This window comes from Salipiger sp. H15 (assembly GCF_040409955.1).
In the GTDB taxonomy this organism is placed as follows: domain Bacteria; phylum Pseudomonadota; class Alphaproteobacteria; order Rhodobacterales; family Rhodobacteraceae; genus Salipiger.
The window spans coordinates 40,602-59,686 of sequence record NZ_CP123386.1 but is presented as its reverse complement, the minus strand read 5'-3'; the positions used below and the strand labels follow the sequence as shown (position 1 = coordinate 59,686).

Genomic DNA, 19,085 nt, shown 5'->3' with positions numbered 1-19,085 from the left:
TCAGCTCCTGTGTGCCTGGGGAATTTCAAGGGCGCGGCCCATGCGCGCCTCGACGGTCATGTATTTCCAGAGCCGGTCGTTGCCCTCGCCCACCACGATGGTCCGCAGCAGGTTGCAGGCGGCCTGGACCGCGGCGCGGTCGGGGAAGTCGCAGAGCATGTACCAGGTGAAGGGGAAGCCCTGGGTCGCGCCCACCATGGTCTGGTCATCGTCGAAGGTGCCGATGATGGTCACGCCCTCCATCTGGTCGATGCCGGACATGAGCTCCTGCGTGGCCTTCCAGACCGGGCCGATCTGATCGAACGGCAGGCTGAAGAAGGTCGGGTGGTTGTTGAAGCACAGCAGCGTGCGCAGCGGCGGAGTGTCGGTCATGTCTGTCGTTCCTCTTACGGGTAGCCGGGCATGGTGGGTTCGTCGAAGAAGGCCGCGCCTGCGGCGGTCAGCGTGCCTTCGGAGAGGAAGGCGTGCTGCGCGACGGAGGCGGCGTCGATCATGAACCGGCCCAGCGGATGGCCGTGGTTGATGGCGGTGGAGCCGCCGAGCGCGAAGGCGCGGCGCGCGGCCTCTGCGCCCTCGCGGGCGGCCTGCGAGGCGACGAGGCGCAGGCGCACATGGGTGTCGCGGCTGACGGCATCAGCATGGGCAAGCTCGTCCCAGGCGGCGTCCAGAGTGTCGTAGAACAGCGCCTGCGCGCCGAGGTACTGCGCCCGCGCCTTGGCGTATTCGGTCTGCACATAGGCCCGCGCGCCCGGCTTCGGCGCGCCGGTCACCGAGGCGCGCGTGCCGGTCTCGTGGATGAAGTCGAGCGCTGCCCGCGCGGCGCCGAGCGCCACGACCGCCAGCACCTGCGAGGCCAGCGCCATCGACGGGTAGCGGAAGATCGCGTCGTCCATCGTCGGCTTCGCGCCGCGCACGAAGGTCATCTCGCGCGGGACCACCACGTTGCTCACCTTGATGTCATGGCTGCCGGTGGCGCGCAGGCCGATGGTGTTCCAGGTGTCCACCACCTCGACCTCGGCGCGCGGCATGATCGCGATGAGCGGCAGCTTGGTGTCGTTGTCCTCGACCTTGATGCCCACACCGGCAAGATCGGCGCCCATGATGCCCGAGCCCCAGGGCCACTGCCCCGAGACCTCGTAGCCGCCCGCGACCAGCCGCGCGGGCTGCGGCGGGAACATCGCGCCGGCAAAGACCGTGTCGGGGTTGCCGCCGTAGATCTTCGCGTAGACCTCTTTCGGCAGGGTCGCGAGGTAGGTCGCCGAGACCCCGAAGCTCGCCACCCAGCCCGCCGAGGCGTCGGCCGTGGCGATCTCTTCGATCAGGCGGCAGAACTCGGCCGGGCTGCGCGCGTCGCCGCCGAAGCGGGTCGGCACGAAGGCGCGGTAGACACCCAGCGTCTTGAAGTCCTCGACCACGTCCTGCGGGATGTGGCGCAGGTCCTGGAACTCCTGCGCGCGGGCGCGGATGCCCGCGAGGATCTCGGTTTCGGAGCGCGGCCGCTCGAGCGCCGCTGTCTGGGACGTCATGCGATGTCCTCCTTCTGGTGCAGGGTGGTGAACGAGGCGGCGATCCATTCGGCGATCGCGCAGAGATGCGCGTCATCCCCCTTGCGCCCGATGATCTGCAGCCCCGCCGGCAGGGACCGGGGTCCGGTCTTCATCGGCAGGACGATGGCGGGATGGCCGCTCAGGTTGAACGGACGCAGGAAGCGCGTCAGCGGCAGTACGGCGGCCGGATCCTCGGCCTCGGTCAGGGTCGGCGGGACGTGCGGCAGCGCGGGCGTGACGAGCGCGTCGACCGTCTCGAGCGCCGCGTCTACCTCGGCGGTGAAGCTTGCGCGCACGGCTTCGGCGCGGGCGACCTCCTCCAAGGTGATCCCTAGCGCCTTTTCCAGCCGCGCGCGGACATCCGCGCCGATCTGTGCCCCGCTGTCGAGCAGGTGGCCATAGGCGCGGGCGGTCTCTGCCCCGATCAGCACCATCCCGGCGTCGAAGGCGGCGTCGAACTGCGCAAGCGTGACGTAGCCCGCGTGCGGCGCGCCCTCCTGCATGGCGATGCGCAGGGCCTCGCCGAGCGCCGGATCGGGGTCGCACTTGATCCGGGCAAGGCGCGGCGCCCTGCTTAGCGGCGCGTGGCGGCAGAAGCCGGGATCGACGGCGGCCATGGCGCGGTTCAGGGTCTCGGCGCTGCGGGCAAAGACGCCGACGCAATCGAGCGAGCTTTCCGCCGGATGGCAGCCCGCGCGGCTGATCCGCCCGAAGGTCGGCTTGATGCCGTAGACGCCGCAGCAGATCGCGGGCTGGCGGACCGAGCCGCCGGTGTCGGAGCCGATGGCGAAATCGCAGAGCCCCGCCGCTACGGCGACGGCCGAGCCGGAGGACGAGCCGCCCGGGATGCGGTCGGGCCAGGCCGGGTTGACCGGGGTGCCGAATGTGGGGTTCACGCCGGTCATGCCATAGGCGAGCTCATGCATCCCGGTCTTGCCGATGATGCGGCAGCCGGCAGCGAGAACCGCCTCGACGACAGCGGCATGAGCCTCGGCGGGCGGCGCATCACGCAGCGCGGCGGAGCCGCAGGCGGTGACCTGTCCGGCGATGTCGATGCTGTCCTTGACCGCGACGGTCATGCCCTCGCCTCCGAGGGACAGGGCCGCGACCAGCGCGCCGTAACGATCTTCCCGATGTGTCATGGCCCCTCCCAAGGCTGGGCCTCCGACGCCCTTATTGCGGTAAAGTTACCGTATCTGGGATTCGTTACAAGAAAATTCACATGAATGTTGCACTTTTTATTTTCGCCGACATTCTGGGCCCATGAAATCAGGCGATTGGAGGTCGCGATGACAGAAGAGAGGCTCGCAAAGCTCGAGCAGCGCCTTGCCGTGCTCGAGGCCGAGGCCGAGGTGCGCCGCCTGCAGGCGCGCTACATGTTCCTGTGCGACACGCCGAATCCCGAGCATGGCTGCGCCACCGACGCCGAGCGGATCGACCGGATCATGGAGCTTTTCGCGCCCGAGGCCGTCTGGGAGGGCGTGGGCGAGTACTATGACGGGCAGTTCGGCAAGGCCGAGGGCTGGGACGCGGTTAAGGCGCATTTCCAGAACTTCTGGGGTGGCAAGAAAGACCCCGCGCTGATCCTCAACTGCCACTACCTGACGTCCGAGCAGATCCGCGTGGCCGGGGATGCGCAGACCGCCGAGGGCAACTGGGTGCACATGCAGCCCTGGCTGTTCTCGGACGGCAAGGCGCTGCTGCGCTCGTCGCGGCTCTTCAACTCCTACCGGCGCTGCGAGGATGGCGTCTGGCGCTTCACCCGCAACCGCACCGAGAACGTGTTCGTCGCGCCGCTGCCCGCGACATGGGCGTCGGACTACCCGTCCACGTCGGTGCTGATGAAGCCCTGACGCGGCGAGCCTCGATCCGGAAATGCAGAAACGCCCCGGGGCTTCCCGGGGCGTTTCCTTTTTCTGGACAATAGGGGTTTGCGCGCCCGGGCCTCAGGCCGGGACCAGCGCGGTCATCCGGCGCAGCCCCTCGAGGAAGAACGGGCGGAAGCCCTCGGGATGCTCGCTCATCGGGAAGTGGCCCAGCTCGTCCATGACCGCGAGCGTCGCGCCGGGGATCGCCTTGGCGGTGCGCTCGGCATCCTCGGGCGTGCAGGTCAGGTCATAGGCGCCGACGATGATGTGCACCGGGGTCGCCGCGGTGTCGATGTCCTTCAGCCGCCCGACCAAGCTGTCGTCGCGGGTGTAGAAGCTGAGATCGCCGCGGAACACGCCCGGGCCGCTCTGCATGAACATCCACAGCGTGTTCCAGCGCTCGGCGTTCGGCGCATGGGGCGAGATGTTGGCCGAAACCAGCGCCGCCCCCATCTCGCCGCCATGGGCGTCGGGGCGGTGGAACCAGTCGATGTCGTACCAGGCGGGCTGGAAGTCCGAGGCCTCGATGGCGATGAAGCCGCCGAACTTCCCGGGGTGCAGCGCCGCCAGCTGCAGCGCGATCCGGCCCCCCATCGAGCAGCCCGCGAGCACCGGGCGGTCGAGCCCGAGCGCGTCGATCACCGCCAGCACGGTCTCGATATAGGCCTCGGTCGTCAGCAGGTATTCCTGCGTCTCGAACCCCTCGGGCGGCAGTGACTTGCCGTGCCAGGGCATGTCGAAGGCGATCAGCCGGTGCGTGGCGGTCACCTCGGGATCGTTCATCAGGTGGCGCCACTGTCGGGTGTCGGCGCCCGCCGTGTGCAGGCAGACCACCGGACGGCCCTGCCCCGCCTCCTCGAAGTAGATCCGCCGCGGCGCGCCGCCGATGCTGACGGTCATGTAGCGGCCGGTGATGGGCTCGATGCTCATGCGGCGATCTCCTTGCGTGCGCGGACCAGGGTCATCACCTCCTTGAAGAAGCGTAGGTTCTTGACGAGCGTCAGGATGTCGCCGTCGATGCGCCCCCGGCCGATCTTCACCAGCCCGAAGATGTCGTGAAAGCCGGGCGCGGGTCGCTCCTGCCAGAACGCCTCGAACGCCGCGCGGTCGGTGCGCAGGGCAAAGCGCCAAGGGGTCTTGCGGCTCGGCCCCTCGACAACCGAGACGATGTGCCCCTTCTCGAAGGTCAGGTAGTACTCCTCGCCCTCCACCTCGATCAGCACGGTTTCCGAGAACAGGCGCCCGAGGCGCAGCAGATGCGGTGCCTCCTCCAGCCTTGCCTGCATTTGCCTGAATGTGTCGATCACCACGCGTCTCCCTCGTCGTCGAAGCTCGCCTCCTGATCGCATGCGGCGCAGGATCGGCACCATGCCGCGACGGGTATGGTGCGATACTCTGACCATCGCGCCCGGTATCACTTGATACCGGGGTGGGCATTGGGTGGCGGCGCGATTTTGATCAGAACGGAGACCGGCGTGGTTCAAGTCTCGACCACAGCAGAAATGACCGCTATCGCGGTCCACCCAAGGAGGAGGGGTTCATCATGGGCATCGTAAACCAGGACAACATCACCGACGTCGTCATCCAGAGTCTCGGCCGGAACGGGGACGTCACCGACCGCCAGCGCGAGATCATGACCTCGCTGATCAAGCACATTCACAGCTTCGTCAAGGAGGTGAAGCTGCAGCACCACGAGTTCCTCGAGGCCTGCGCCTACCTCGTGCGCGCCGGCAAGCTGAGCAGCGACAACCGCCAGGAATTCATCCTGCTGGCCGACATCCTCGGCATCGAGGTGCTGGTCGACATGATGACCAACCCGGTCGAGGGCAATGCCAGCGAGTCGACGGTGCTCGGGCCGTTCTACCGCGAGAACCCGCCGGTGCTGCCGAAGGGCGCCTCGATCATCAAGAAGCACTTCGACAACGAGGAAACCGCCTATTACGAGGGCTACATCCGTGATGCCGCCGGCAAGGGCATCGCCGGGGTGACCATCGACGTCTGGGAAGACGCGCCGAACGGCATCTACGAGAACCTCGACCCCGACCAGCCCGACTACAACCTGCGCGGCCGGTTCGAGACCGACGAGACCGGGCACTACGCCTTTGTCGGCGTGCGCCCCGTGCCCTACCCCATCCCCGAGGACGAGACCGCGGGCGAGCTGCTGCGCTTCATGGGTCACCACCCGAACCGCCCCGGCCACATGCACTTCATCATCTCGAAGGACGGCTACCGCCCGCTGATCAGCCAGATCTACGACGCCGACAGCAAGTGGCTGGACGACGACAGCGTCTTTGCCGTGAAGGAAAGCCTGATCGGAAAGTTCAAGCCGGCGCAGCCGGAGCACGGCACCGACCTGCACTTCGAATTCGATTTCGCGCTGAAGTCCGAGGCGGAGCTGGCCAGCGTCGCCGCCGAGTGATCGGACCACATGACGTGGGAAGGCCCCCGGTGTCCGGGGGCCTTTTTCCGTTCCCGCACCCGGGCCGTTCGGCTAGACAACCGCTGAGGGGGACCGCCGATGAACTTCAAGCAGCTGACCTATTTCATTGCCGTCGCCGAGGAGCTGCATTTCGGCCGCGCGGCCGAGCGGCTCGACATGGCGCAGCCCCCGCTCAGCCGTCAGATCAAGCAGCTCGAGACCGATCTCGGCGCAGTGCTCTTCCACCGCGGCCGGCGGACGATCACCCTCACGCAGGCGGGCGAGCGGCTGCTGGAGCGTGGCCGGGCGATCCTGACGCAGCTGGAAGACACGCAGCTCGAGGTGCGCCGGCTCGGCCAGGGCGCCGAGGGGCGGCTGCGGGTGGGCTTCGTCGGCTCGGCAACCTTCGGCATCCTGCCGACGATCATCAAGTCGTTCCGCGCGAACTACCCCGAGGTGAACCTCAGCCTCACGCCGATGAACAACGCCCAGCTGCACCGGGCGCTGGTCTCGCGCGAGCTCGACGTGGCCTTTGCGCGCCCGGCGCTCGAGGACCCGGAGTTCCTGACCAAGGTGTTGATGGAAGAGCCGCTGATCCTTGCCATGCCGGACACGCTGCCGACGCGGCGCGCGGGTGCCGCCTGCCTTGCCGATCTCGAGGGGCAGAACCTGATCCTCTACCCCGAGCGCCCGCGCCCGAGCTACGCCGACCTCGTGCTGAACGCCTGCGAGGACGCGGGTTTCTCCGCGCCCGACCGGCTCTGGTGCATGGATCTGCAGACCGCGCTCAGCCTCGTGGCGATCGGCGAAGGCGCCTGCATCGTGCCGAAGTCGGTGGGAGTCGCGCCGCGCAACGGCATCGCCTTCCTGCCCTTCGAGCCGGAGCTGGCCCGGACGTCGCTGTCGGTGAACTACCGGCTCGACGACCAGGGCCTGCACGTGCGCAACTTCGTGCAGATCGCGCAGAAGGTGGCCCGCAAGCTGGTCTGAGCGGGCCGCCTTGCCTTACTCTGCCGAGAGCGCGTGGACCCGCCGCAGCCGGTCGCGCCGGTAGAACTCGATCTTGCTCTCGTCGAGCGCGATGCCGAGCCCCGGCCCCTGCGGGATCTCGACGCAGAAGTCGCTGTAGCCGACCGGCTCGGCAAGGATCTCGTCCTTCAGCAGCAGCGGGCCGAAAAGCTCGGTGCCCCATTTCAGCGTCTCGACCGTGGAGAAGAGCTGCAACGCCGCCGCCGTGCCGAGCCCGGTCTCCAGCATCGTGCCGCCGTAGAGCCCGAGCCCCGCGGCCTGCCCGATCGCCACCACCTCGGCGGCGCGCTTGAGCCCGCCCGATTGCGCCACCTTCACCGCGAAGACATCCGCCGCATCGGCACGCACGACGCTCAGCGCGTCCTCGGGGCCGTTCAGCGCCTCGTCCGCCATGACGGCGATCTCGTAGCCCCGCGTCAGCTCGGCCATCGCGGCGCGGTCGCGCGCGGGCACCGGCTGCTCGACCAGCTCGCAGCCGGCCTCCTGCAGCCCCTTCAGCCCCCAGCGCGCATCGGCGAGCGACCATGCCTGGTTGACGTCGACGCGGATCGAGGCCGCGTCCCCGAGCGCCTCTTTGATCCGCGCGACATGGGCCACGTCCTCGCGCACCGGGCGCTTGCCGATCTTCAGCTTGAAGATGTTGTGACGCCGCGCCTCGATCATCTCCTGCGCCTCGGCGATGTCGGTCTCGGACCGGCCCGAGGCGAGCGTCCAGGCGACCGGCAGCCGGGTGTGCACCGCGCCGCCGAAGAGCTGCGCCACCGAGACGTCCTTGCGCTTGCCGAGCCCGTCCCAAAGCGCGATCTCGACGGCCGACTTGGCGATGCGGTTGCCGCGCACCGCCCTGTCCATGAGATGGATCGCGCCGTTCACATCGTCGCCGTCGCGGCCAAGCAGCAGCGGCGCAATGTAGTCCTCGATCGCCGACTGGATGCTTTCGGGGCTCTCGACGCCGTAGCTGAGCCCGCCGATGGTCGTGCCCTCGCCGATGCCCTCGCTGCCGTCCGCGAAGCGGATCCGCAGGATCACCGCGGTCTGCGTCAGCATGGTCGCCATCGACAGGACATGCCCGCGGATCGTGGGGATCTCGATGATGGTGGTGGAAATCTTTTCGATGATCGACACTTGCGGTCCCGTATCAAGCCTTTGCGTTGGCTTGCACACTGCGCCCGACGCGGCCGTGCGGTCGATGCCTCGGCGGATCTCGGACGATACTTTCACCCTTGGGCGGCGGCGTCAGAGGCTCTGCACGAACCCCGCGATCACCTCTTCGGCGAAGCCGAGCACGGCCTCGTCCGTCAGCTTGCCATCCTCGACCTTGCTGTTCGCCATGGGCACGACGATTTCCCGGCACGGATACACGCGGGCGAGCATGCCGTTGAGGATGTATTTCAGATGCCCCTGCGCGCGCACACCTCCCATTGCCCCGCCCGAGACCGAGACGACGAGGCAGGGCTTGCCGGTGAAGGCGGAGGCGTAAGCCGGGCGCGAGGCCCAGTCGATCGCGTTCTTGAGCACGCCGGGCACGCTGTAATTGTACTCCGGCGTGACGAAGATCACCCCGTCCGCCCGCTGTACCTGCGCGATGAAGGCGCCGACCGCGGGATCGTCCGTCACGTCGGCATTGTAATGCGGCAGCAGGCCGGGATCGGCGGTCTCGTGGGTGGAGCCTTCGGGCAGGCGCTCGGAAAGGGCGCGGGCGGTGGCACGCGCCGAGGAGGCGGCGCGCAGGCTTCCGGGGATCAGCAAGAGGTGGGGCATCCGGTCTCCTTGGGTCAGAGGCGTGCAAGCCACGTCGAGATGGACGGGAAGAGGATCAGGATGGCCAGCGCGACCAGCATCGCGACGACGAAGGGAAAGGCGCCGCGGAAGATGTCGCCGACCGTCAGCTCGGGATCGTCGATGGCCGACTTGATGGTGTAGACCGACAGGCCGAAGGGCGGCGTCAGCAGCCCCATCTCGACCGCGACGACGGTCAGCACCCCGAACCAGATCAGGTCGAACCCCGCCTCCTGCGCCACCGGCAGCGCGATCGGCAGCACGATCAGCATGATCGAGATCGAGTCGATCAGGCAGCCGAGGAGGATGATCAGCACGAGGTAGAAGATCAGGAACCCGTAGGGACCGAAGGCGCTGCCGAGGAACAGCCCGGCGAGCTCGCGCGGCACGCCCGACATGGCCAGCATCCGGCTGAAGAAGGTCGCGGCAAGGATCAGGAACAGCACCGAGACGGTGATCTGCCCGGTCTCGACCATCAGCCTCCAGAGCGTGCGGCGCGGCAGCGAGCGACGGATCAGCGCGATGACCAGCGCGCCCGCGGCCCCGGCCGCCCCGGCCTCGGTCGGGTTGAGTAACCCGCCGTAGAGCCCGCCCAGCACCAGCAGCATCAGCGCGAGGATCGGCACCGACTTGCGTACAAGCTGCGCGGCCGAGAACTCCTCGAACTCGGCGGCGACGTCGGTCTCGTCGAAGACGAAGTCCTTCCGGCGCCGCGCCAGCAACAGGATGGTCAGCGCAAAGATCACCGACAGCAGCAGCCCCGGCCCGATCCCGGCAAGGAACATCCGGCCGACGGATTCCTCGGCCAGCACCGCGTAGACGATCATCAGCAGCGACGGCGGGATCATCATGCCCAGCACCGACGAGCCCGCCACCACGCCGGTCGCGAAGCGCTTGGAATAGCCGTGGCGGGTCATCTCGGGCACCGCGACGCGGCTGAACACCGTGGCCGAGGCGATCGAGATGCCGGTGATCGAGGCAAAGACCGCGTTGGCGAAGACCGTGGCGATGCCGAGCCCCGCCAGCACCCGCCGCAGCATCTTCTGGAAGACGTCGAACGTGTCCTTGCCGACGTTCGAGACGGTGACCAAGAGCCCCATCAGCACGAAGAGCGGCACGACCGCAAAGAGGTACTCGCGCAGGCTGTCGTTGCCGACCGCGCCCAGCATCCGCAGCGCCACGGCATCGCTCTTGATCATCGCGACGCCGAGGAAGGAGACGCCGAGCATCCCGATGGCGATCGGCATCCCGAGGTAGATCAGCACGATCAGCCCGGCGACCGCGGCGTATCCGATTTCGAGGGGGCTCATGGCAGGGTCTCCGGACGGCCTGCCGCGGCGCGGAGCGATGTCGCCGCGCGCAGCAGGAATTCAAGCGCCGCGACCGTGAGCCCGACGAGGATGAGCAGGCGGAACGGCCAGGTCGGCAGGGTGCCGAGGCCGGGCGTGCCGATGAACTCGCCGCGGCTCCAGTCGGTGGCGAGGATCCCGAGCGTCGCCCAGGCCATGAGCCCGATCATCAGCGCCCCGACGAGGCAGAAGAGCGCGTCGAGCAGCGCGCTGAGGCGCGGGCTCCAGTGGCGCAGCGGGTCGATGAAGAGCCCGGCGCGGGCCAGCCGGTCGGCGCGCACCGTCGATGCCAGCTGCAGGCAGACGATCATCACCAGCAGCAGCGCCCCGAGTTCCGAGACGAGCGGCAGCGAGGCCCCCATCCCGTTCCGCGCGACGATATCCGCGCAGATGATCAGCATGAGCCCCGCGATCAGTGCCGTGCCGATCGCGGCCAGCGCGTTCACGATGCTTCCCCAGGCCTGCGCCGGGAAGGAACGGCGCGGAAGAAGCGCGCCGTTCTGCCTGATTTCCTGGTCAGCCACCTGCGTGTCCCGGGATCAGAGCTCTTCGTCCCAGGCACGCACCGGCGTGCCGCCGCGCTTGCGCACGCCCTCCATGTAGGCGCGCATGAAGTCGCGCGCCGGGGTGCCCTTGGCCTCGAGCCCGTCGGCCCATTCCTTGGCAATGTCGGGCATCGCCTGCACCCAGGCCTGGCGGTCGGCCTCGCTCATGTCGGTGATCTCGACCGGCGGGGTCTGGCCCGCGCCGAGCTCGACCATCTTGGCCAGCGCGGCGGCGTGCCGGTCGTTGAGGTCCTGGCCGTGGCTCACGGTGTAATACTTGCCCGCCTCGACCATCGCGGTCTGCACCTCTTCCGGCAGCGCGTCCCAGCTGTCGCGGTTGATCGCCACCGCGCCCGAGAAGGCCACCCCCATGTCGACGCGGGTGATGTGCGGCGCGACCTCGTAGATCTTCGCCGGAAGCACCCCCAGCGCCAGCGACAGCACACCGTCAGAGACGCCGGTCTGGATGTCGGTGTAGAAGGTGGTCAGCGCGCCATCCACGGCGTTCGCCCCGGTGCCGCGCAGCCAGTTGCCCAGCACGCCCGGCGCCGAGAGCTTCATCCCGGCAAGGTCGGCAAAGCCAGAGATCGGCTCCTTGGTGTAGACGTCGTAGCTGTCGGTGCCGGTGAAGCCGAGCACCTTGAGATTGTACTGCTCCCATTCCTCGCGGAAGGCCGCGTTGGTGTCGAAGAGCTCGGACATGACCTCGAGCTGGACCGCGGCATCGGCGGTGGTGAAGGGCGCGTAGGACGAGGCCTGGCTCATCGGCAGCTTGGCGGGCTCGAGGAACGAGAAGACCCAGCCGATGTCGGTGATGCCCTGCTCGACGGAATCGAGCGTCGCGTTGGCCTTGTACAGCTGGCCGCCGAAGGCCTCGTTCCATTCGATCTTGTAATTCCCGGTCTGGGCAAGAATCTCGTCGGTACGGGCCATGAAGTGGCTCTTGATCATGCCCACCCAGGGAATGACCAGCGGGTGGCTCGAGGCCACGGTCAGGTTGATCGTCTCCTCCGCGAAAGCGAGACCCGGAAGCACGAGCGCTCCCGACAGAACGGTACTGCACAGGAATTTCATGATTTCTCCTCCCAAAGAAATGTTCTCGTTCAGACGATCTCGAAGCGCTGGCTCGACATGTTCAGCCGAAGCGTCAGGCTGCCCTCGTTGATCATCCAGGGCCGGACGCGGAACTCCCGCGCGCCGGCCTTGTGCATCGGATCGTCCTCCGCGATCCGGATCGCCGCCGCCCGCGTCTCCGCGCGGATCACGACAAGCCCCTCGCCTTCCCAGCTCTGCTCGTCATCGGTCCAGAGCGGGCCGGCGGAATAGAGGATCCCCTCCGCCTCGAGCCGCACCTGAAAGGCGAGGTGCGCGCCCAGATGCTCGAAGACCGGGCCCATCCCGTTCGTCGGCGTGGTGAAGATCGCGTAGAGCTGTTTCTGCAGCATGGCCGCGCTGGCCTGCCGCACGTCCGATGCCGGAACCGATGTCAGCGTGTCTGGCATATTCCCCCTCCCCTGGGTGCCGGTCTAGCCGGCCTTGCGTTTGCGGAGTTCCTCGCGGATCTCCGCGCCATGCTCGTCGAGTGCCGGCGGTGCCAGCAGGTCCGTCTCGGCCATCCCGTCGAAACTGTAGGGGGCGCGGACGGTGGTGAAGGTGCCGATCTCGGTGCTCGGGACGCTCACCTTGATGCCGAGGTGCTGCGCCTGCGGGTCCTCCAGCGCCTCGAAACTTTCGTAGGCCGGCGAATAGGGCACCTCGTTCTCCTCCAGCAGCGCGCACCATGCGTCGCGCGGCTTTCCGGCGAAGACCGGCGTGAAATGGGCGATGAGCTCGTCCTGGTGCTGGATGCGCTGCAGCCGCTCGTTGAAGCGCGGATCCTCCATGAGGCTTTGCTGCCCGGTGGCGGCCAGCAGCCCCTCCCAGAACTTCTCGGGGCTCGAGAGGTGGAAGGCGATCCACTTCCCGTCGGCGCATCTGAACGTGTAGCTCTGCGACACGGTGGGGCGCGAGAGCGGGCCCATCACCTCGCCGACCGAGAAATAGTGGGTGAAGCTGTCGAGGTTGAAGTGGCACATCGCCTCGAGCATCGAGATGTCGATGCGCCGCCCCCTGCCGCCGCGCTCGCGCTCGAAGAGCGCCGCGATGCAGGCCATGGCGGCATATTGCCCGGTGACCGCGTCGGCGATGGCCGGGCCGATCACCCGCGGGTTCTCGGGCGGGGTGAGCAGGCGCAGGTAGCCGCTGGCCGCCTGCGCGACGGAGTCGAAGACCGGTCGGTCGCGGGCGGGCCCGGTCGCGCCAAGCCCCGAGATCGCGCAGTAGATGAGTTTGGGGTTGATCGCGCGCAGCGCATCCTCGCCCGCGCCCAGCTTCTCGGCGACGCCCGGGCGGAAGTTCTGGATGAAGACGTCGGCCCCGGCGATCAGGTCGTGGAAGACCTCGAGGTCGGCCTTGTCCCGCGTGTCGAGTGCGATGGAGCGCTTGTTGCGGTTGTAGGTCTGGTAATGCGGCGAGTAGAGCCCGCCCTTGAAGGCCCGGAAGGGATCGCCGGTGCCGGGACGCTCGACCTTGATCACGTCCGCGCCAAGGTCCGCGAGATGCATGCCGCAGGCCGGGCCGGTGATGTAGGTCCCTAGCTCGACGACCCGGACACCCTTGAGGATCTTGACCATCACGCGCCTCCCTTCGCCCGGTTCCGCGCCGAGACGGGACCGTCGTAGGTGATCGCCTGGTCGGCGACGTTCGACATGATGAAGCCGATCGAGCGCAGGCTTTCCTCGTAGAGATGCGCCGAGAGCCCGGCCGTGCGCGCCAGCAGCGGCACGGCCTTGATCGCCTGCAGCGGGAAGCCGGCGTCGAGGATGGTCGCCGGGATCGCGCCCGAGACATTGATCGGCAGCGGCCGCCCGATGATGCGCGAGGCGTGTTTGCCAAGCAGGCGCAGCGCCTCGACGTATCGGCCGGAATTGCCGATCTCGTCGGACAGCGCCAGCAGCACGTTCGCCCGCGGATCGCCCGAGCTGTGCTGCGGATGGCCAAGGCCCGGCGCCTTCTGCCCGGCGGCCTTCACCGCCTCGAGGCAGGCGATGGCCGCGGTCTCGAGGTCGGTACCGCCCTCCTCGGCCTTGTCGAGAACGGACTGAAGGAACTGCGCCGCCACTTCCGAGGAGCCGGCGACGACGCTGCCCATGCCGAGAAGCCCCGCCGCCATCGCGCCCTGCCATGCATCGGGACCGGCCGCGAGCGTCATCCGCGCCGCCTGCACCGAGGGCACCAGACCGTGTTCGGCGATCGCGACGAGGCAGGCATCCATCATGCGCCGCTGCGTGGCGCTCGGCCGCTCGCCCAGCACCAGCATCCAGAAGTAATCGGTGAAGTCGATCTTGCCGATCAACTCGCTGCACAGATCCTGCCCGCGCACGGTGATGCTCTCGGCATCGGACGTGGCGATGGCCGTGTAGGTCTGGTCCTGCTTCCCGATGCGCATTCCGTATCCTTTTTTCGCATTGCGAAATTTTTTCCTCTTGCCGAAAGAGTAGAGGCCGGATTACGGTCGCGTCAAGTACGATTGTTGCGGGGGAGCATCTCGTGCCGCAATGACAGGAAAGGGAGGGCGCAATGCGCGAAATGAACCAGTACAAGATCACCGACGCCGTGAAGGCGAGCTTTGCCACCGAGCCCGGCAGCCGCTTCGAACAGCTCCTGCACGGGCTCATCGAGCACCTGCACGACTTCACCCGCGAACACAGCCTGACCCATGCCGAGTGGATGCGCGTGCTGATGTTCCTCTACGACTGCGGGAAGATCTCGACCCCCGAGCGGCACGAGTTCATCCTGCTTTCGGACGTGCTGGGCTTCTCGGCGCTGGTCGACATGATCAACACCCGCGGCGGCGCCACCGAGGGCTCGAACCTCGGGCCCTTCTACCTCGACAACGCGCCCGAGAAGAAGCTGGGCGCCGACCTATCCGAGGGGCGCGAGGGCGCGATCGTGCTGGTCCATGGCAAGGTGACCGACACGCTGCACAACCCCCTGCCCGGCGCGATCGTTGACACCTGGCAGGCAGATGGTACCGGCACCTATCCGATCCAGGAGCAGGAGCACGGACAGGACAAGATGGACCTGCGCGGCAAGTTCACCACCGATTCCGAGGGCCGCTACTACTACACGACGGTGCTGCCCAAGCCCTATACCGTGCCCTATGACGGCCCGGTCGGCGAGCTGCTGCGCGCCGGCAACCGCCACGCCTGGCGCGCCGCGCACCTGCATTACATCGTCCGTGCCGAGGGCATGGCCGACATCACCACCGAAGTCTTCTTCGAGAACACCGAGTACATCGACAACGACGCCGTCTTCGGCGTCCGCAAGTCGCTGATCGCCAAGGTCCAGCCGGTCCGCAAGGCGGCCCAGTTCGACTACCGGCTCGACGTCACCCCCGACGCGGTGTTCGAATTCGACTTCGTCCTCGCACCGGAAGGCTGATCTACTTGACCAACACCACCGACAAACCCGCCGAGTTCGTCGACAGCCTTGCCAAGGGTCTCTCGATCCTTGGCAGCTTCGACGGCGCGCGCCCCGAGATGACCCTCAGCGAGGTCGCCAAGACGGTGGGCCTCTCGCCCGCCGCCGCGCGCCGCAGCCTGATCACGCTCGAGCACCTGGGTTTCGTCGGACGGGACGGCAAGCGGTTCCACCTCACCCCCAAGATCCTGACGCTCGGCTCGGCCTTCTACGGCGCGACGCGGATAGCCGAGGTGCTGCAGCCGGAGCTTTACGCGCTGATCGAGAAATTCGGCGATGCCTCCTCGGTCGGATCGCTCGACGGCCATGACGTGATCTACGTGGCGCATGTCTCGGTGCAGCGGGCGCGCCGGGCGACCGCCACGGTCGGCGCGCGCTATCCCGCCTTCGCCACCTCGATGGGCCGGGTGCTCGTCGCCGGGCTCAGCGCCGAGAAGCGCCGGCTCTGGCTCGAGGGGCTGCGGCCCGAGCCGCTGACCACGCGCACCTGCACCGATGCCGGCAAGCTCGCCGAGGAGATCGAAGTGGTGCGCGAGAACGGCTTTGCCACCACCGTGGACCAGCTCGACTACGGGATCACCGCCATCGCCGTGCCGATCCGCAACGCCGAGGGCGAGACCGTCGCCGCGCTGAACAGCTCGGGCTACACCGGCCTCGTCACCCCCGAGCAGCTGATCGAGGAGCGCCTGCCGGAACTGCGGGCCACCGCCTCCCACATCTCGCACCAGCTGGCACGCTATCCGATCCTCGGATCGGTCCTGAAATCCTGACACAGCCTTTCTGGAGGAGAAAAGAGATGTGCAGACTATGCGACACCGGGCAGGCCCGGCATCCGCTGCATGCGCAGGACGGTGCCCTCGCGTCCGGCGCCCCCGACAGGAGCGCGGCCGTCGCCGCGGGCCTCGGGGCCACGTCCGGCGCACCTGTCGCGGAGCCCATGCCCACCGGGATCGGCGAGGCCGGGCGCCGCGTGCTGATCCGCGGCGGGGTGATCCTGTCGATGGACGACGCCGTCGGCAATTTCGCCAGCGGCGACGTGCTGATCGAGGGCGGGACCATCGCCGAGGTCGCCGCCCGCATCGACGCGCCCGACGCGGCGGTGATCGACGCGCGCGGCAGGATCGTCCTGCCCGGCTTCATCGACACCCACCACCACCAGTTCGAGACCGCGCTGCGCAGCCAGCTCGCGCATGGCATCCTGATCAACGACGGCCGGCCCGAGAACCGCGCCAACTACTACGAGACGATCCTGCAGAGCTTCTCGATGGCCTACCGGCCCGAGGACGTCTACATCAACGAGCTCTTCGCCGGGATCGCGCAGCTCGACGCGGGCGTGACCACGGTGATGGACGTGAGCCAGATCCACCACAGCCCCGAGCATTCCGACGCCGCGATCAAGGGGCTCGCGGATGCCGGGCGGCGCGCGGTCTTCGGCTATTTCGAGGGCCATGGCGACCGCACCAAGTACCCGCAGGACGCGCGCCGCCTGCGCGAGCAGTACTTCGCCTCGAGCGACCAGCTGCTGACCATGGTGATGGGCGGCGAGATCTACCTGCCGGGCTATGACACCTCGTGGGCGCTGGGGCGCGAGCTGGGGCTGCAGATCGCCCTGCACGTGGTCGGCACCTTCGGCATGGCGGGAACCTTCGATGCGCTGGCGCAGGAAGGTGCCTTCGGCGAGGACAACATCTTCATCCACATGACCGGCATGTCCGACATGGCCTGGAAGGCCGCGGCCGACGCCGGGGCGCATGTCTCGCTGGCGGTGCCGATCGAGATGCACATGCGCCACGGCACGCCGCCGATCCAGAAGGCGCTGGACCTCGGCATGTCGGTCTCGCTGTCCTCGGACGTCGAATGCACGATGACCAGCGATCCCTTCACCCAGATGCGCAGCCTCATCACCCTGCAGCGCATGTTCGCCAACGAGGCGGCGCTGGCGGGCGATGCCAACCATCCGGCGCTGATGCAATGCGCCGACGCGCTGCGCCACGCGACGATCGAGGGCGCGCGAGGGCTGAAGCTCGACGCGGTGACCGGCAGCCTCACCCCGGGCAAGGCCGCCGACATCGTGCTCTTGGACGCCGAGGCGCTCAACGTCGCGCCGCTCAACAACGCAGCAGGCGCGGTGGTCACGCTGATGGAACGCTCGAACGTCGAGACGGTGCTGGTCGCCGGGCAGGTGAAGAAATGGCGCGGCCAGATGGTCGGCTTCGACATCCCGCGCCTGCGTTCCGAGCTCGAGGCGAGCCGCGACCATCTCTTCGCGGCGGCGGGTGTCGAGCGGGACCTCTTCGCCTTCTGAGACGCCGCGTGGCCCGGAATCACCCACCCCCGGCGCGGGCGTTTCCGGCGCATAAGATGCCACGGTCGCGCGGGACATCCCGCGCGGCCCGGCGAAATCGGACAAGCTTTCGGACCAATCGCGCACACATGCCGATGTCCGGCCGAGACCCCTCGTCCGCGAGCCGGGAAATCCCGGCAGATCGGTGCCGAGAAGGTGCCGCGCACCCTTGTCGGCAAGCCCCGGATTTCTCGTTCCGTTTCGGAACTCGTCAGACAGTCGTCATATAACCTTTAACCCGATCTGGCAGAGGTTCGCTCAACCTAAGCCTGCGGCGCCGCGACGCAGCGTGACACGCGCGCGTGTCATACTAAAGTAGCGGTCCGTAGGTACGGTGGAGGTACCTGCGTAAGGGAGGTGATTTTTATGACTGTCAGTTTCGATACGGTTCGTTCGTTGCGGAAGTTGGTTCGCCTCAAGCTTGGGGCCACGGATCTCGAAAAGGCTTTTCTGAACTCTCCGCGGCGCGAGTTGGAGAACCGCTCGCCGCGCGACATCCTCGGTGACCGCGATTTTTACGAGGTCATGAGGCTCAGCGTCATGGTGTCGGCGATCACGCCGCACACCCACTCGGATTCCCGGGCCGCCTGATCCGGTACTTCCAGAAACCGGAAGCGGCGGTCCGACCGTCGCTTCCCAAGTCCCGCCGAGCCCGGAGAGGTCCCCGCCTCCCCGGGCTCACTCGTTTCCGGGACGCGGAAGGCGCCTACCTGGCCGGCGCGTCGGGGTGCTGTTTGTAGAAGCGCCGGATCGCGAGGTGCGAGGAGCGGATGTCGAGGTTGACCGCCCACCGCGCCGCCGCGCCGTCGCGCTGCGCCACCGCGTCGATGGCATCGCCGTGGATCCGCACGCCGATCCGGAAGAGCCGCGCGAAGAGCGCCTCGTCCCGCCGCGCCGAGGCGACGATGGGGCCGGTGCGCAGCCAGAGCGTCGAGATGATGTCGAGCAGCTGCGGGTAGCCCGCGCCGCGGTAGAGCTCGAAGTGGAACGCCTGGTTGCCCGCCAGCGCCGCCTCGAAATCCCCCGTCTCCACCGCCTCGGCCATGGCGTCGTTGTGGCGGCGAAGCTCGCCGATCAGCGCGGGATCCCGCGGCGCACGCGCGGCGCGCTCGGCGGCATAACCCTCGAGCTGCATGCGGATGCGGATGTAATTCTCGTGCTCGGTGGCGAGATAGGGCGCGACGCGAAGCGTGCGCGGCCCCGACTGCTCGATCGCCCGCTCGGCGATCAGCCGCGCCACCGCCTCGCGCACGGGCATGGGGCTGGTGCCGAGCACATCGGCAAGGCCCCGGATGGTGACCTGCTCACCCGGAAGGAATTCGCCCTTGAGCAGCCCCAGCCGCAGGCTCTGGTAGACCCGCTCCTGGATCGTCGTGACGTCGACAGGGGCCAGCGTGCGCATTCGCGGCTTCGTGGGATCGAGACTGTTCACGTGCTCTGGGCCTCGCTTGGCTGGGTCGAAGGATGATCCCGCGCCTGCCACGGGGACAGCGCGCGGTCCGTCGTGGCGCCGCGGTATGGGGGCCTTTAGCAGCCGATGTGGCGTCATTCTATGTCCAAGTCACAAGATAAGGCAACGGGGTCCCCGCGCTCCTCCGCATTTAACGGATATGAGATCACATATCTAATATCTTTACCGGGCGGAAATTCTGTGCTTAGGATGGGCCCGTGCCAGAGGAGAGCG

Annotated in this window: 21 protein-coding genes; 7 read left to right on the top strand and 14 right to left on the bottom strand. The window is 67.9% G+C overall.

Going from position 1 to position 19,085, the window contains the following annotated elements:
* Genes PVT71_RS22835 through PVT71_RS22825 form a run of 3 tightly spaced genes read right to left on the bottom strand, consistent with a single transcriptional unit; the run spans position 1 to position 2,626 of the window.
* On the bottom strand, positions 1-372 hold the full coding sequence (locus PVT71_RS22835; protein WP_353475814.1) for a hypothetical protein: 372 nt from the start codon (positions 370-372) through the stop codon (positions 1-3).
* 14 nt (positions 373-386) lie between these two features.
* Positions 387-1,526: an acyl-CoA dehydrogenase family protein gene (locus PVT71_RS22830; RefSeq protein ID WP_353475813.1), complete on the bottom strand. Its 1,140-nt coding sequence runs from the start codon at positions 1,524-1,526 to the stop codon at positions 387-389.
* Positions 1,523-2,626: an amidase gene (locus PVT71_RS22825; RefSeq protein WP_353475965.1), complete on the bottom strand. Its 1,104-nt coding sequence runs from the start codon at positions 2,624-2,626 to the stop codon at positions 1,523-1,525. The genes PVT71_RS22830 and PVT71_RS22825 overlap by 4 nt, the downstream gene beginning before the upstream one ends.
* A gap of 210 nt (positions 2,627-2,836) precedes the next feature.
* Here PVT71_RS22825 and PVT71_RS22820 point away from each other — a divergent pair, with 210 nt between their 5' ends.
* Positions 2,837-3,400: a nuclear transport factor 2 family protein gene (locus PVT71_RS22820; protein ID WP_353475812.1), complete on the top strand. Its 564-nt coding sequence runs from the start codon at positions 2,837-2,839 to the stop codon at positions 3,398-3,400.
* Positions 3,401-3,493: 93 nt separating this feature from the next.
* Here the strand turns inward: PVT71_RS22820 and PVT71_RS22815 are convergent, their stop codons facing one another.
* Positions 3,494-4,345, bottom strand: coding sequence for an alpha/beta hydrolase (locus tag PVT71_RS22815; RefSeq protein ID WP_353475811.1), 852 nt, complete (start codon positions 4,343-4,345; stop codon positions 3,494-3,496).
* Positions 4,342-4,722 carry a hypothetical protein gene (locus PVT71_RS22810; RefSeq protein WP_353475810.1) on the bottom strand — a complete coding sequence of 127 codons (381 nt, stop codon included), beginning with the start codon at positions 4,720-4,722 and terminating at the stop codon, positions 4,342-4,344. Before PVT71_RS22810 ends, PVT71_RS22815 begins: the two co-directional genes overlap by 4 nt.
* A 236-nt stretch (positions 4,723-4,958) precedes the next feature.
* Here PVT71_RS22810 and PVT71_RS22805 point away from each other — a divergent pair, with 236 nt between their 5' ends.
* Both PVT71_RS22805 and PVT71_RS22800 read left to right on the top strand, forming a co-directional pair.
* On the top strand, positions 4,959-5,834 hold the full coding sequence (locus PVT71_RS22805) for a dioxygenase (RefSeq protein ID WP_353475809.1): 876 nt from the start codon (positions 4,959-4,961) through the stop codon (positions 5,832-5,834).
* 99 nt (positions 5,835-5,933) lie between these two features.
* On the top strand, positions 5,934-6,824 hold the full coding sequence (locus PVT71_RS22800) for a LysR substrate-binding domain-containing protein (RefSeq protein WP_353475808.1): 891 nt from the start codon (positions 5,934-5,936) through the stop codon (positions 6,822-6,824).
* 15 nt (positions 6,825-6,839) lie between these two features.
* Here the strand turns inward: PVT71_RS22800 and PVT71_RS22795 are convergent, their stop codons facing one another.
* The 8 genes from PVT71_RS22795 to PVT71_RS22760 form a co-directional block, all read right to left on the bottom strand.
* Positions 6,840-7,988, bottom strand: coding sequence for a muconate/chloromuconate family cycloisomerase (locus tag PVT71_RS22795; RefSeq protein WP_353475807.1), 1,149 nt, complete (start codon positions 7,986-7,988; stop codon positions 6,840-6,842).
* 111 nt (positions 7,989-8,099) lie between these two features.
* On the bottom strand, positions 8,100-8,624 hold the full coding sequence (locus tag PVT71_RS22790) for an NADPH-dependent FMN reductase (protein WP_353475806.1): 525 nt from the start codon (positions 8,622-8,624) through the stop codon (positions 8,100-8,102).
* A 14-nt stretch (positions 8,625-8,638) separates the two neighbouring features.
* Positions 8,639-9,952 (bottom strand): TRAP transporter large permease subunit, encoded by a 1,314-nt coding sequence (locus PVT71_RS22785; RefSeq protein ID WP_353475805.1) that lies wholly within the window; start codon positions 9,950-9,952, stop codon positions 8,639-8,641.
* The gene (locus PVT71_RS22780; RefSeq protein WP_353475804.1) at positions 9,949-10,515 is read right to left on the bottom strand and encodes a TRAP transporter small permease; all 567 of its coding nucleotides are present in this window, start codon (positions 10,513-10,515) and stop codon (positions 9,949-9,951) included. Before PVT71_RS22780 ends, PVT71_RS22785 begins: the two co-directional genes overlap by 4 nt.
* A 15-nt stretch (positions 10,516-10,530) precedes the next feature.
* Entirely contained in the window at positions 10,531-11,610 is a 1,080-nt protein-coding gene (locus PVT71_RS22775; RefSeq protein WP_353475803.1) for a C4-dicarboxylate TRAP transporter substrate-binding protein, read from the bottom strand.
* A 29-nt stretch (positions 11,611-11,639) separates the two neighbouring features.
* The gene (locus PVT71_RS22770) at positions 11,640-12,038 is read right to left on the bottom strand and encodes a YciI family protein (RefSeq protein ID WP_353475802.1); all 399 of its coding nucleotides are present in this window, start codon (positions 12,036-12,038) and stop codon (positions 11,640-11,642) included.
* Positions 12,039-12,062: 24 nt separating this feature from the next.
* Positions 12,063-13,208, bottom strand: coding sequence for a CoA transferase (locus tag PVT71_RS22765; protein WP_353475801.1), 1,146 nt, complete (start codon positions 13,206-13,208; stop codon positions 12,063-12,065).
* Complete coding sequence (locus PVT71_RS22760) at positions 13,208-14,023, bottom strand: citryl-CoA lyase (protein WP_353475800.1); 816 nt, start codon at positions 14,021-14,023, stop codon at positions 13,208-13,210. The genes PVT71_RS22765 and PVT71_RS22760 overlap by 1 nt, the downstream gene beginning before the upstream one ends.
* A gap of 131 nt (positions 14,024-14,154) precedes the next feature.
* Here PVT71_RS22760 and PVT71_RS22755 point away from each other — a divergent pair, with 131 nt between their 5' ends.
* The 4 genes from PVT71_RS22755 (at position 14,155) to PVT71_RS22740 (ending at position 17,992) form a co-directional block, all read left to right on the top strand.
* Entirely contained in the window at positions 14,155-15,018 is an 864-nt protein-coding gene (locus PVT71_RS22755; protein WP_353475799.1) for a dioxygenase, read from the top strand.
* A 5-nt stretch (positions 15,019-15,023) separates the two neighbouring features.
* Positions 15,024-15,827 carry an IclR family transcriptional regulator C-terminal domain-containing protein gene (locus PVT71_RS22750; protein ID WP_353475798.1) on the top strand — a complete coding sequence of 268 codons (804 nt, stop codon included), beginning with the start codon at positions 15,024-15,026 and terminating at the stop codon, positions 15,825-15,827.
* Between the two features lie 167 nt (positions 15,828-15,994).
* On the top strand, positions 15,995-17,362 hold the full coding sequence (locus tag PVT71_RS22745; RefSeq protein WP_353475964.1) for an amidohydrolase family protein: 1,368 nt from the start codon (positions 15,995-15,997) through the stop codon (positions 17,360-17,362).
* A 405-nt stretch (positions 17,363-17,767) separates the two neighbouring features.
* Complete coding sequence (locus PVT71_RS22740; RefSeq protein ID WP_353475797.1) at positions 17,768-17,992, top strand: hypothetical protein; 225 nt, start codon at positions 17,768-17,770, stop codon at positions 17,990-17,992.
* Between the two features lie 115 nt (positions 17,993-18,107).
* Here the strand turns inward: PVT71_RS22740 and PVT71_RS22735 are convergent, their stop codons facing one another.
* Entirely contained in the window at positions 18,108-18,803 is a 696-nt protein-coding gene (locus PVT71_RS22735) for a GntR family transcriptional regulator (protein ID WP_353475796.1), read from the bottom strand.
* Between the last annotated feature and the right edge of the window lie 282 nt (positions 18,804-19,085).

What these genes read in the sequence shown, in the direction of transcription:
- PVT71_RS22800 (WP_353475808.1), top strand. Translation starts at nt 5,934, where the DNA reads ATGAACTTCAAGCAGCTGACCTATTTCATTGCCGTCGCCGAGGAGCTG.
- PVT71_RS22745 (WP_353475964.1), top strand. Translation starts at nt 15,995, where the DNA reads ATGCCCACCGGGATCGGCGAGGCCGGGCGCCGCGTGCTGATCCGCGGC.
- PVT71_RS22735 (WP_353475796.1), bottom strand. Translation starts at nt 18,803, where the DNA reads ATGCGCACGCTGGCCCCTGTCGACGTCACGACGATCCAGGAGCGGGTC.
- PVT71_RS22790 (WP_353475806.1), bottom strand. Translation starts at nt 8,624, where the DNA reads ATGCCCCACCTCTTGCTGATCCCCGGAAGCCTGCGCGCCGCCTCCTCG.
- PVT71_RS22820 (WP_353475812.1), top strand. Translation starts at nt 2,837, where the DNA reads ATGACAGAAGAGAGGCTCGCAAAGCTCGAGCAGCGCCTTGCCGTGCTC.
- PVT71_RS22755 (WP_353475799.1), top strand. Translation starts at nt 14,155, where the DNA reads ATGCGCGAAATGAACCAGTACAAGATCACCGACGCCGTGAAGGCGAGC.
- PVT71_RS22765 (WP_353475801.1), bottom strand. Translation starts at nt 13,208, where the DNA reads ATGGTCAAGATCCTCAAGGGTGTCCGGGTCGTCGAGCTAGGGACCTAC.
- PVT71_RS22830 (WP_353475813.1), bottom strand. Translation starts at nt 1,526, where the DNA reads ATGACGTCCCAGACAGCGGCGCTCGAGCGGCCGCGCTCCGAAACCGAG.
- PVT71_RS22760 (WP_353475800.1), bottom strand. Translation starts at nt 14,023, where the DNA reads ATGCGCATCGGGAAGCAGGACCAGACCTACACGGCCATCGCCACGTCC.
- PVT71_RS22805 (WP_353475809.1), top strand. Translation starts at nt 4,959, where the DNA reads ATGGGCATCGTAAACCAGGACAACATCACCGACGTCGTCATCCAGAGT.
- PVT71_RS22785 (WP_353475805.1), bottom strand. Translation starts at nt 9,952, where the DNA reads ATGAGCCCCCTCGAAATCGGATACGCCGCGGTCGCCGGGCTGATCGTG.
- PVT71_RS22740 (WP_353475797.1), top strand. Translation starts at nt 17,768, where the DNA reads ATGACTGTCAGTTTCGATACGGTTCGTTCGTTGCGGAAGTTGGTTCGC.
- PVT71_RS22835 (WP_353475814.1), bottom strand. Translation starts at nt 372, where the DNA reads ATGACCGACACTCCGCCGCTGCGCACGCTGCTGTGCTTCAACAACCAC.
- PVT71_RS22815 (WP_353475811.1), bottom strand. Translation starts at nt 4,345, where the DNA reads ATGAGCATCGAGCCCATCACCGGCCGCTACATGACCGTCAGCATCGGC.
- PVT71_RS22825 (WP_353475965.1), bottom strand. Translation starts at nt 2,626, where the DNA reads ATGACCGTCGCGGTCAAGGACAGCATCGACATCGCCGGACAGGTCACC.
- PVT71_RS22770 (WP_353475802.1), bottom strand. Translation starts at nt 12,038, where the DNA reads ATGCCAGACACGCTGACATCGGTTCCGGCATCGGACGTGCGGCAGGCC.
- PVT71_RS22775 (WP_353475803.1), bottom strand. Translation starts at nt 11,610, where the DNA reads ATGAAATTCCTGTGCAGTACCGTTCTGTCGGGAGCGCTCGTGCTTCCG.